The sequence below is a fragment of the Erysipelatoclostridium sp. An173 genome, from assembly GCF_963931465.1.
GTDB lineage: Bacteria > Bacillota_I > Bacilli_A > Erysipelotrichales > Coprobacillaceae > Thomasclavelia > Thomasclavelia merdavium.
Genome location: NZ_OZ007017.1, coordinates 599,990 through 612,383, shown reverse-complemented (window position 1 = coordinate 612,383; position 12,394 = coordinate 599,990). Strand labels below are relative to the sequence as shown.

Annotated in this window: 10 protein-coding genes; 1 reads left to right on the top strand and 9 read right to left on the bottom strand. The window is 29.3% G+C overall.

The features are described from left to right. Positions 1-45: 45 nt before the first annotated feature. The 5 genes from ABGT36_RS03150 to ABGT36_RS03130 all read right to left on the bottom strand — a co-directional run bounded on the left by ABGT36_RS03150 (position 46) and on the right by ABGT36_RS03130 (position 5,957). A complete protein-coding gene (locus ABGT36_RS03150; protein ID WP_346676796.1) occupies positions 46-1,053 on the bottom strand; it encodes a sensor histidine kinase in 1,008 nt (335 codons plus the stop codon). Then, a complete protein-coding gene (locus tag ABGT36_RS03145) occupies positions 1,050-1,715 on the bottom strand; it encodes a response regulator transcription factor (protein ID WP_087374841.1) in 666 nt (221 codons plus the stop codon). The genes ABGT36_RS03150 and ABGT36_RS03145 overlap by 4 nt, the downstream gene beginning before the upstream one ends. 5 nt (positions 1,716-1,720) lie before the next feature. Next, the gene (locus ABGT36_RS03140) at positions 1,721-2,380 is read right to left on the bottom strand and encodes a GDSL-type esterase/lipase family protein (RefSeq protein WP_346676794.1); all 660 of its coding nucleotides are present in this window, start codon (positions 2,378-2,380) and stop codon (positions 1,721-1,723) included. Positions 2,381-2,479: 99 nt separating this feature from the next. Next, positions 2,480-4,162, bottom strand: coding sequence for an ABC transporter ATP-binding protein (locus ABGT36_RS03135; RefSeq protein WP_346676792.1), 1,683 nt, complete (start codon positions 4,160-4,162; stop codon positions 2,480-2,482). After that, the gene (locus ABGT36_RS03130; RefSeq protein WP_346676790.1) at positions 4,155-5,957 is read right to left on the bottom strand and encodes an ATP-binding cassette domain-containing protein; all 1,803 of its coding nucleotides are present in this window, start codon (positions 5,955-5,957) and stop codon (positions 4,155-4,157) included. Before ABGT36_RS03130 ends, ABGT36_RS03135 begins: the two co-directional genes overlap by 8 nt. Positions 5,958-6,149: 192 nt before the next feature. Between ABGT36_RS03130 and ald the strand changes: the two genes are divergently transcribed. Next, positions 6,150-7,256, top strand: a complete 1,107-nt coding sequence (ald, locus tag ABGT36_RS03125; protein WP_087300541.1) for an alanine dehydrogenase — start codon at positions 6,150-6,152, stop codon at positions 7,254-7,256. Between the two features lie 70 nt (positions 7,257-7,326). On the opposite strand, the gene ABGT36_RS03120 is transcribed toward ald, so the two are convergent. From ABGT36_RS03120 to ABGT36_RS03105, 4 genes are all read right to left on the bottom strand, one after another. Beyond that, complete coding sequence (locus ABGT36_RS03120; RefSeq protein WP_308697702.1) at positions 7,327-8,886, bottom strand: AAA family ATPase; 1,560 nt, start codon at positions 8,884-8,886, stop codon at positions 7,327-7,329. A gap of 133 nt (positions 8,887-9,019) precedes the next feature. Further along, positions 9,020-10,579, bottom strand: a complete 1,560-nt coding sequence (locus ABGT36_RS03115; RefSeq protein WP_346676788.1) for an AAA family ATPase — start codon at positions 10,577-10,579, stop codon at positions 9,020-9,022. Between the two features lie 103 nt (positions 10,580-10,682). Further along, positions 10,683-10,835, bottom strand: a complete 153-nt coding sequence (locus ABGT36_RS03110) for a hypothetical protein (protein WP_300629592.1) — start codon at positions 10,833-10,835, stop codon at positions 10,683-10,685. A 155-nt stretch (positions 10,836-10,990) separates the two neighbouring features. Next, a complete protein-coding gene (locus ABGT36_RS03105; RefSeq protein ID WP_346676786.1) occupies positions 10,991-12,391 on the bottom strand; it encodes a glycoside hydrolase family 32 protein in 1,401 nt (466 codons plus the stop codon). Positions 12,392-12,394 lie beyond the last annotated feature (3 nt).

Sequence of the window (12,394 nt, the reverse complement as noted above, 5' to 3'; positions counted from 1 at the left end):
ATTTCCGTTATTTTTAACCATCGAATAAAATAACATAACCTTACATTATTGTAAGGTTAGATAAGAATTACATGGAAAAATAATTGTTACAATTGTTTGACCATTTTTTGATGCAATTTTAATTTCATGATTCAATCTTTTACATAGTTTCTTACACAAATACAGCCCAATCCCAGTACTTTTATGATGATTTCTTCCATTGGTACCGGTAAAACCTTTATCAAAAACACGCTCAATTTCATTTTCATCAATCCCAATACCATTATCTAAAATCAATAATTCAATGTGATCTTGATACTGGTTAGCGGTTATCTTTATCACTGGATCTTTATCAACATATTTAATAGCGTTGTTGATAATCTGATGCAAAATAAATTCAAGCCATTTTTTATCACTATGTACTTTAATAGATAAATTATCTAGTTCAATCTTAATTTTTCGACTAATTAAATCTTTTTTATTTCGTTTAATAACAGTATTAACGATTTCATTTAAATCTACTTCTTTGATCAAATAATCTTTTTCAACATTTTCACTGCGAGCATAAAATAAAACCTGCTCTAAATAATTTTCAATCTTAACCAGTTCCTCTTTAATACTATCATTAACATCACTTCCATTATTTTCTACAACCATCATCGCTGTTGCAAGTGGCGTTTTAACTTCATGACACCACATTTCGATATATTCTTTTAATTCAACTTGTTGAAAACGAATTTCATTGATATGTTCTTTCATTGATTTATCAATTTCATAAATTGATGATACCATTATTTTACCATCTAAAAAATTAGGCTGTTTTAATAATTCAGTAATTAAATATTTTTGATCCAGACTATCAAGAAGCTCAATAAAATTATTATAATAATTACGACGACACCAATAGTTATAAATAAACGCGATTACATAACCGAGTAAAAATAGTGAGGGAATATAAAATATTAAAAACGTATTTAAATTAAATACCCATAAAATTATCCCACTTAAAAAAACTATCGCCATCATAACAATAATGCTTATAAGTTGATCTTTTAAATAATCACTAAATCTCATAGAATTAGATACCCCTGTTTCCGTTTAGTTATAATCACGTCTTTTAATCCAATATCTTCTAACTTCTTTCTTAAACGATTAATATTAACTGTTAACGTATTATCATCAACAAACATATCGCTATCCCATAAATAAGACATTAATTCATCACGTGAAATAATTACACCTTGATGACTTAATAAATAATAAAATATTTTGAGTTCATTTTTTGATAAATCAATTATCTGTTTATCTTTGATAATACAGCTTTTAAAAACATCTAGTTGAATATTGCGATAATTTATTAACATTTCTTTTTGGGGATGCACTCGTTTTAATACTGCTTCAATTCGTGCTAGTAAAATTAAAGGATTATAAGGCTTAGTAACAAAATCATCAGCACCATAATTAATACACATTAATTCATCCATTTCATTATTACGGCTAGTTACAATTATTATTGGCGTACTAGCGCTTTTACGATATTCTTTACATAAAAATTGACCACTGCTATTAGGTAAATTAATATCTAATAAAATAAGGTCCCCATTAAAATGCAGCATTTGATCTAAGGTATCGCTAAAGTCACTGACTATTTCAGTTTGATAGCCGTTATTATTTAAAAAGACTTCTAATTCTTGTCTTAATTTTATTTCATCTTCAACAATCAAAATCTTAGCCATAATCATTACCCATTCAATAATACTTCTTTAATTACTTTAGTATAGGCCTGATAGCCTTTTTCGTTTATATGTAAGCCATCTTCATAGTATTCTGCAATTGGTTCTCCTTTTTTATTGCATAATGCAGAATATGGATTTATAAAAGTTACATATTCATAAGGAATAACATTTTTATATTCTTTAAAAATCATTTTTAATACATCATTACTTCTAATTCCTTTTTTTATCGCTTTATAACCATGAGCTTTTTCAATACAAGGAATTGGAGCTACTAAATAAATTTTAGCATCCAAACAGTTATAATGAATGATTTCTACCATTTCTTTGACATTTAAAGCAATATCACGAGGACTTTCCATTACAGTATCCCCTAAATCATTAGTTCCTATCATGATCACTACTTGTTTAGGTTGATATTTAACTACTCCTTCATCAATAAAATTTAAAAGCATTTTTGATGTAATACCCGCAATTCCTGTATTATATTTATTTTCAATTTCGGGATAATATTTTTGTAAATCACAAAGTTCAGTTATTGAATCACCAAAAAATACAGTTCCATTTAATTTTGCTGTTTTATTTTGATTAACTAGCTGTAACATTCTAGTTAAAGTAAACTCTCTTAATTGATAATGGTTTGTTAAAAACTTCATACCTTCTTTCATCTTTATCACCTCGAATATTATTTTAACACAATGATAAAAAAGATAAAATAATGATAAAGGGCTATAGCAAATTAAAGTAATTTGCTATAACCCAATAAGTTAAACTGCTACTTCACTAATTTTATGATCTACTAATTTAATAATTCTTTTACAATTAGATAAAGATGAAGGACGATGGGAAACAATTAACCATGTCTTATCTTTAAACTGTTGATCTAATGTTTGTAACAATGATTTTTCATTAATAATATCTAAACTACTAGTTGGCTCATCCATCACTAAAATATCAGGATCAACCAATAATACTCGAGCTATTCCAATTCGCTGTTTTTCACCACCAGATAGACGATTTTGCATTTCACCCATCAAAGTATCATATTGATCTGGCAATGAACTAATCAAGTCATGAATTCCTGCCATCTTGGCAGCGTTGATAATTTCTTCATCACTTGCATCCGGTTTTCCAAGAGCAATATTGGCTTTGATAGTATCATTAAAGATAAAAGTATCTTGTTGTAAAACACTGATTTTTGTTCTCAAATCAGTTAAAGAATATTCTTTAATATCAATACCATTAATTAAGATTTGTCCATTAGTAACATCATAAAATCTTAATAATAAACGAATTAATGTTGATTTTCCAATACCACTTTCACCAATTAAACCAATTTTATCATCAGCATCAATTACTAAATTCATGTTTTCAACTACTGGTTTATTAGCACCTGGATAACTAAAAGTAACATCTTTAAATTCTATTTTTTTAATATCAGTCAATTTTTTAGGATCTTTGCTTTCTTTGACTAATGGCTCTTTATCTTGTAAATCAAAGTATCTTTGACTAGCAGCATAAGTTTCTACTAAACTAGATACAACAGTAGTTAAAGACTGCGTTGATGAAAAAGACGCTGATACTAAAAATGATAAAATGATTACTGCAGATGAATCAACACTTTTAACCAAAGCTAAATAAGAAGCAACAGCGATAACTACTATTCTTGCTAAATAGATAAAAAACGTTGGCAAAGAAATTACAAATTGACGATGATAAGCTAATAAATGAGTTGAACGATTAATATCCTGATTAATTTTAGTAAGTTCCTCACTACGAGCTTTTCCATAATCAAAGATTTGAATTTCAGATAAACCATAAACACTATCTAGTAAAAACGCTTTTAACTTACCTAATTTTTCTCGATAGCCTAGTCCAATATTACGCCCTAGCTTAATAGCTATTAATGGTAAAACAATACTAATAATTAAATAGATTGGTAATAACGCTAATACAAATAAAGAATCAATCATTCCAGCGATAATTAATGTTATTACTGGTAATAAAATAACTGTAAATAATGGGCCAATAGTATGAGCAAAAAAGAACTCAATACTTTCAATATCTGATATCGCAAGCGACATAATATCCCCACTGCTACGATCAATCAAACCACCAGGAGCTAACTTACGTAACATTGCAAACATATCAATTCGCATCTTAGCTAATAATTTATATGCTCCCGCATGAGAAAAATAGCCTTCTAAATAACGACAAATTACAATTAAAACAGCACTTATTATCATTAAAACACAACATACACTACTATTTAAGAATTTAAGTTTACCAGCAATACTTAAAATAAAACAAGCACCAAATCCCATCAAACCTAGCTGCATAGCATTACCAACTATACTTACAATCGTTGATATTACAAAATACTTTTTTTGCTCAGTTGCAATTTTTAATAATCTTTTTGTCAGTGTAAATAAAGATGGTTTTTTATTCATAACTTAACCTCTGCTTTCCCTGATTTTCCAAGATTTCTTGTTCCTTAACCAGCTGATAATATTCACCTTGTTTATCAAGTAATTCTTCATGACTGCCTTGTTCTACTAATTGGCCTTTATTTAATACAATAATATTATTAGCACGTTGAATTGTTGAAAGACGATGTGAAATAATAATCAATGTACGACTCCGTTTTAATTCTTTAATACATTGCCAAATTTCATCTTCGCTATCACGATCAACACTTGATGTAGCTTCATCAAAAATAATATATGGTGCGTTGCTTAATAAAGCTCTAGCTAAACCGATTTTCTGTCTTTGTCCACCAGAAAGTTTTGATCCACTATCACCTAAATCAGTTGATAAACCTTCAGGTAAACTTTTTAACCAGTCATATAAACGAACCTGTTTTAAAACATTTAAAATTTCAGTAATCGAAGCATCAGGTTTAGCAATCCGCAGATTTTCTTCTAAACTGCCACCAAAAATACTAACTCGCTGCGGTACCATGATAATATTTTTTCTTAATTCCTCAGGACTTTGCTGGTAATAGCTTTTTCCTTCAAAAAACAAATAACCAGTATCAGGATCAATAAAACGCATTAACATACTAGCTAAAGTACTTTTACCACAACCACTTCGACCAACTATTGCTGTGGTCTTACCTTTAGGAAAAGCAACTGCTAAATGATTTAATACCGTTCTTTTTTCTTGATAATTAAAACTTATATCATGTGCAATGATACCATCAAAATTATGTAAATAATCTAAAGTTTCCTTAGAATATTTTTCAATGATCTTATCATTAGTTGTTTCAATACTTTCTTGTTTTCTAGTAGTATCCATAGCTAAGATTTCCTCTACTTTAATGGTAGCGGCAATTCCTGATAAGGCATCATGAGTAACATTCATCAACTGACGAATTGAGCTAAAAAAGCTATATGAAAGCATTAATACTAATATTCCTTGAGAAAAATCAAGCTGATTATTGTTCATTTGAAAACAAGCAATACATACAGCAACAACAATGCCACCATAAATCAAACCATCTGATAATAAAAATGATGAAAAATTCATTTTCATGATCGACATTGTATTTTGATTAAAAACATTAGCTTTTTCTTTTAAATGATCATGACGATTTTGATCTTGATTAAACAATTTTAAAGTCACTAAACTTTTTAAACTTTCTAAATAATAACTAGTTAAATCTTGAAAACTAGTCCAATATTCCTTTTTTAACTGATCGATCATACTACGAAAATAGTTATTCAATAATGGTAAAGCAAAAGAAATAACTAATAATAATAATGCAACTGGAAATGATGTATCTTTAAGATTAAAAAACAAATATATCGATGCCATTAAACTATACAGTAAACTTGGTAAATACCGCGTATAATAAACCTGCATCAATTCAACTCCATCACCGACACTGCTAATTGCATTACTAGCGCCAATTTTTTCAACCTTTCCAACATCAAGTTCTAAAATCTTATCGAAAATAGCTTTACGTAAAGAAATTCGCGCTTTAGCACCACAGCGATATTCAGCTTCACCAGTCAACAAATCAGCAACCAAAATCAATAGTGAAGCAAATACTGCACTAACAATAGCACCTATCAATTCTTCTTTTGATAATGATGGTTGATATAAATCACCCAAAAACGCTGATATCGTTTGAGCAAATAATACCGTTCCTATTAATGTAAGCATCTTCAACAATGCAATTATAAAAATCCAAATCCGAACACCTTTAGACATCTTAATCAGTGTCTTATTGATCAATAACATTCTTTTCCTCCCTAATAATCTTACTATTATTAACTTTTTAATAAAATGATAGACATATTATCCTATATTCAAAAATTAAAAGCAACAAATTAAACCTAATCAATAATATTCTAAATAAAATATTTTGTCCATAACAAAAAATAGTGTTACAATAATAATAGTCAATTTATAATGGAAAGAGGGTAATAAATCATGATTATAGGAATTCCAAAAGAAATAAAAAATAACGAAAATCGCGTTTCAATGACTCCTGCTGGGGTTTATGCCCTTTGTAAAGCTGGACATCAAGTATATGTTGAAACTAATGCTGGTAATGGCAGTGGTTTTAGTGATCAAGAATATCAAGAAGCTGGTGCTATAATTTCTTCAAGTGAAGAAGTATTTGCAAAAGCTGATTTAATTGTAAAAGTAAAAGAATATTTAGAAAGTGAATACAAATATTTACGCGAAGATCAAATGGTTTTCACATATTTGCATATCGCTAATAACGAACCTTTTGCTAATGCATTAATTGAAAGTAAAACAACAGCTATTGCTTATGAAACAGTAGAAGCTAATCATTCTTTACCATTATTAACACCAATGAGTGAAGTAGCTGGTAGAATGGCTGTTCAAATTGGTGCTAATTTACTTCAAAAAACTAATGGTGGTCGTGGTATTTTATTAGGTGGTGTTTCTGGAGTATTACCTGCCAACGTTGTAATTATTGGTGGTGGTAAAGTTGGTATTAACGCCGCTAAAATGGCACTTGGTTTAGGTGCTAATGTTCAGGTTTTTGATATTAACGTAAATACTATGGCTTATATTGATGATATTAGTAATGGAGCTATTCATACAGTTTATAATAATGAATATAATTTAAAAGAAGCTGTAAAAAATGCCGATTTAATTGTTGGGGCTGTTTTATTACCAGGAGCTAAAGCACCAAAAATTGTAACTGAAGAAATGGTTAAAACAATGAAGGAAGGTAGTGTTATTGTTGATGTTGCTATTGATCAAGGTGGCTGCATTGAAACTTGTGATCATGTAACAACTCATGATAATCCAACTTTTACTAAACACGGGGTTGTTCATTATTCAGTAGCTAATATGCCAGGTGCTGTACCAAGAACTTCTACTATGGCTCTATCTAATGCAACTTTACCTTATATTTTAAAACTAGCAAATCAAGGATTAGATGCTTTAAAAGAAGATCCTGGATTTATGAAAGGTTTAAATACTTATCAAGGAAAATATACTTGTAAAGCAGTGGCTAGTGCCTTAAATGGTGAATATGTTGCTGCAGAAAAATTACTTTAATCAATCAAAAAATCACGATTTCCGTGATTTTTTTCTATACATATTTATTAAAAGGTTCATTTTCATGAACCTAAGTTAACTGTTCTATTTTACAATGATGTTTTTTAGTTTCTTTATCATAGCTTATTGCTACTAAAAGCAGATTATCCTGATACTTCTTTAATCCCTGAGGATAGTTTTTTTCTTTAATTTGATCTATTGCTGTCTTTACTTTCTGATCCCATTTCAATTCTATTATCATCGCTGGTTTATTATCTATTGGAATAAATACCATGTCAGCAAAACCTTTACCACTTGGCATCTCTCTTATTATCGTATAATGATTTCGCGCTGTTATATATGCTATTGCAATTGTATATGACAAGGCATTTTCGTTATTGTAGGTAAGTATCGCTGTATCTAAATGTGCCTCTTCTATATATCTAGCCACTGCTTCTTCATCTTTGTTCCATGTTGCTTGTAAGAGTTCACGACTATTTAATAATGCCCTCGTAGTTTCATGCCAATTCGAACTTCTAATAGAATTAACAAATGAATCAACAACTTCTTTGTTAGGAATATAACATGTATGTAAAGAACCGTTATATCCTAAATATCCCAAATGTATAAGAAGTGTCAATACATCATCCTTTGATTTGAATGTTGTCATGTCATTCTGGAATGATGTTGTTTGAACGGGTATATTTTCTTCTGCTAAGAGTTGAACGATATTATCCTTCAAACCATCAAAGTTCATATCTATATAAACCTGCAAGGCTTCATAGGTTTCTGTTGATGTCCAATAATTTCCAAATTGTTTTCTCACAATTGAAGAAACAACAGAGCGAGGAGAAAAAGTTGAAATATCATTTGTCATGTGATACCCATCATACCATTGTTTCATCTCATCAAAACTAATGTTGTATTGAATACAAAGATTTTGAACTTCAGTTTCAGTAAATCCCATAAATTCAGATAATAATCCCGGATCAATCATTGAGATTTCTTCAAACATATTCAAGGCACTATGTGTTCCATATTTCTTGATGGGCAATATACCCGTCATATAAGCCAGTTCTATATAAGGCTTATCTTTCAACAAGTTTCTTAAGAAATCAAGATATATCTTCTGCGATTCTTTGTCTTGAGCATATTCTCTAAATATACAATCCCATTCATCTATAACGAAGATAAATCTAGTATTCGTTTCTACATAAACATCTTCCATAATTTGAATAAGATCAGAAGTATCTATATAATCCACTTTTGGAAAGTCTTTCTTAAGTTCTCTAAGTATCAACTTAGCAAGAAGTAAAATCATCTTTTCTATATCATGTGTCTTACTCAAGAAGTCCTGCATATTGATATGAATGACATGATGTTTGTTAAGATGTTCTAAATAAATGTCGGTCTGACTAATTTTTAATGAATCAAAGATATTACGAGAATCACAACCCATTGAATAATAGGCAACAAGCATATTGGCATCGGTACTCTTTCCAAAGCGTCTGGGTCTTGATACACAAATATATTTATTGACTTTATTTCTCAAATATTCAATATGTTGAATAAGCAATGATTTGTCAACATATATCTCTTTATTGACTGCTTCATAAAAATTTTGATTTGTTGGATTTAAATAGATTCCCATACTTATCACCCTTTCTTTTTCATTATAACATTTCCATATTGATTAATCATCTTATTTTACTTTCTGCCTATTATATATCATTAGTAATTATTATTTATGTTTTATAAAAGAGGTCCACTTATTTTTAGTGAACCTAACTCATCTTTTCTATATGACATGTATGTTTTTTGGTTTTCTTATCATAGCTAATTCCTACTAACAACAAGTTATCTTTATATTTCTCCAGTCCTTTTGGATATTTCTTGTCCTTGATTTGTGTGATTGAGGTTTCAACATCTTGATTCCATTTCAGTTCTATAATCATCGCTGGTTTATTTTGATATGGAATCAAGACAATATCTGCAAATCCTTCGCCTGTTGGCATCTCTCTTATCATTGTATAATGATTTCTGGCATAAATATACGCTAAAGCTAGAGTATATGACAATGCATTTTCATTGTTATAAGTTAATATTGATGTGTCTAGATGAGCTTCTTCAATATATCTTGCTACAGCTTTTTCGTCTTTTCTCCATGTCGCTTCCAGCAGTTCTCGACTATTCAATAATGCTTTTGTAGTTTCCTGCCAGTTGGAATCTTCTATGGAATTGATGAAACTGGTAGATACTTCCTTATTAGGGATAAAACATGTATGATTGGAACTATTATATCCTAAATAGCCTAGATGTATAAGAAGTGTCAATACATCATCTTTTGATTTGAATGTTGTCATATCATTTTGAAACTTACTCGTATTGACATCTACGCTTTCCCCAGATAACAATTGAACGATATTATCCTTCAAACCATCATAGTTCATATCTATATAGACTTGCAGGGCTTCATAGGTTTCTGTTGATGTCCAGTAGTTTTCATATTTTCTATCCATAAGGGCATAAACAACAGAACGATGATTATAGACAGAGATATCCTTTGACATCTGATAACCGTCATACCATTGCTGCATTTCATTATAATCCATATTATATTTTAAACACAAATCATGAACTTCCTGTTCAGTAAAGCCCATAAAGGATTCTAAAGGTGTTGCATTCAACATGGATATTTCCTTAAACATATTCAATGCACTATGTGTTCCATATTTCTTGATAGGCAATATACCCGTCATATAAGCCAGTTCTATATAAGGCTTATCTTTCAACAAGTTTCTTAAGAAATCAAGATATATCTTCTGCGATTCTTTGTCTTGAGCATATTCTCTAAATATACAATCCCATTCATCTATAACGAAGATAAATCTAGTATTCGTTTCTACATAAACATCTTCCATAATTTGAATAAGATCAGAAGTATCTATATAATCCACTTTTGGAAAGTCTTTCTTAAGTTCTCTAAGTATCAACTTAGCAAGAAGTAAAATCATCTTTTCTATATCATGTGTCTTACTCAAGAAGTCCTGCATATTGATATGAATGACATGATGTTTGTTAAGATGTTCTAAATAAATGTCGGTCTGACTAATTTTTAATGAATCAAAGATATTACGAGAATCACAACCCATTGAATAATAGGCGACAAGCATATTGGCATCGGTACTCTTTCCAAAGCGTCTGGGTCTTGATACACAAATATATTTATTGACTTTATTTCTCAAATATTCAATATGTTGAATAAGCAATGATTTGTCAACATATATCTCTTTATTGACTGCTTCATAAAAATTTTGATTTGTTGGATTTAAATAGATTCCCATACTTATCACCCTTTCTTTTTCATTATAACATTTCCATATTGATTAATCATCTTTATTTTATAGCGCTTCTATAAAAAACACCATAAACTCAATTTCATTATTATCATTTTATTCTACTTTTATTTTTTAATATACAATTATGTTCTTTACGCTTAAAATATATTAAAAAGCTTTCTTCCATAATTTCCTTTAGGTCCTCTTTTCCCATAGAAAAATTATATTTGATGGTATAATTTTTTGATTTTTTTCTTGGCATTTGAATTCCTCCTATACATAAATAATATTTTTATTAATTTAAACAAAATATATAATTTTTTAAACCGATTTAATATACTGATAAAAAAACATCTTGCTAGTCTACAAGATGTTTTTTTGCCATTTTATATATGGACAATGGCCTACGATAACTTTTTAAATTATCTGATAACTATTTAACTCATAGTAAGTTGCTGTAATACTGGTGTCAATAGATATTTCAATTAGCTTACTATGATCATATATACGAGTTGTAAGAGCATATTCACCATCATTGATGAATATTTCTAGTGATGATACATCACTAAAGATTGTTACGTTTTCAATTTTATCAATTACAATATGTCGTTTATTTCGACCATAACCACTGTCTTTTAATGATAAGGTTAAAAGATTATCATGATATTCAATCACTGCATCTTGTCTTAACTTTATTTTAAAACCGTGATTATTTATCGGTAAATATAGCTCATAAACATTACTATTGCAAGTGATTTTTTGATTATTATTAATTTTTACATCATTCTTACATTTTCTTAACGCTTTTGTTTCATCAATTGGGTATTGATAAACTTTACCATCTTTAAATGTTAATTGTCTTGGTAATGTCAAAGCATGCTGCCAGTTATTTTTTACCGTTGGATTTGTATAAGGAGCATCCGGTAATCCCATCCAGCCAATAATAATTGCTCGACTACTTTCATCTTTAAATAACTGTGGGGCATAATAGTCAAAACCATGATCAAATTCTATAAATTCACTTAATGAATATTCATTTTCAATATCACCATTTACTAGAAAATAACCATTTTGATAAATATTTTCATATTTATAACCTTCTGTTTCTACCCCTTGCGGGCAACAAAATAAGATCATTTGTCCATTTAAATCAACAAGATTAGGACATTCCCACATATAACCAAAAGGCTTTTTAGTTGTAATTCGATTAACTAGTTCAAAATGTTTTAAATCAGTTGATCTATATAATAAACAACAACCAACATCATCATTTGTTCTAGCTCCTAAAATCATATTATAATGATCACCATTTTTAATAACCTGAGGATCTCTTACATGTAAAGTCAAATCTTCTGGATAATCACTGTTTTTCATTAAACAAGTTTTATTTGTTAACTCGATACCATCTTTGCTAGTTACCATCATTGTATTATGCTCACGTCCTGTATGAATATAATCATGATTGCCAGGATGTTTTACATTACCAGTATAGTAGTAATAAATAGTATCATCTTTAACAATAGCTGACCCAGAATAGACACCGCCTTGTTCAAACTGACTATCAGGATATAAAGCAACTGGTTCATTTTTAAAGGTAACAAAATCTTTAGTACTATAATGCCCCCAGTATTTTTGACCACCCATACAATTTTCAGGTGAATATTGGTAGTAAAGATGATAAGTACCTTTAAATTGACATAATCCATTAGGATCATTTAGCCAGCCAGTTGCTGGCATCAAATGATATTCAAGACGATATTCATCTTTAACTGCTTGTTTTTCCATATCTTTAATTTGTTTATTCGTTAAACAAGTCATATT

Bases quoted from the DNA above. Each gene is read 5' to 3' on its own strand.
- ABGT36_RS03150 (WP_346676796.1), bottom strand. From the start codon at position 1,053: ATGAGATTTAGTGATTATTTAAAAGATCAACTTATAAGCATTATTGTT.
- ABGT36_RS03145 (WP_087374841.1), bottom strand. From the start codon at position 1,715: ATGGCTAAGATTTTGATTGTTGAAGATGAAATAAAATTAAGACAAGAA.
- ABGT36_RS03140 (WP_346676794.1), bottom strand. From the start codon at position 2,380: ATGAAAGAAGGTATGAAGTTTTTAACAAACCATTATCAATTAAGAGAG.
- ABGT36_RS03135 (WP_346676792.1), bottom strand. From the start codon at position 4,162: ATGAATAAAAAACCATCTTTATTTACACTGACAAAAAGATTATTAAAA.
- ABGT36_RS03130 (WP_346676790.1), bottom strand. From the start codon at position 5,957: ATGTTATTGATCAATAAGACACTGATTAAGATGTCTAAAGGTGTTCGG.
- ald (WP_087300541.1), top strand. From the start codon at position 6,150: ATGATTATAGGAATTCCAAAAGAAATAAAAAATAACGAAAATCGCGTT.
- ABGT36_RS03120 (WP_308697702.1), bottom strand. From the start codon at position 8,886: ATGGGAATCTATTTAAATCCAACAAATCAAAATTTTTATGAAGCAGTC.
- ABGT36_RS03115 (WP_346676788.1), bottom strand. From the start codon at position 10,579: ATGGGAATCTATTTAAATCCAACAAATCAAAATTTTTATGAAGCAGTC.
- ABGT36_RS03110 (WP_300629592.1), bottom strand. From the start codon at position 10,835: ATGCCAAGAAAAAAATCAAAAAATTATACCATCAAATATAATTTTTCT.
- ABGT36_RS03105 (WP_346676786.1), bottom strand. From the start codon at position 12,391: ATGACTTGTTTAACGAATAAACAAATTAAAGATATGGAAAAACAAGCA.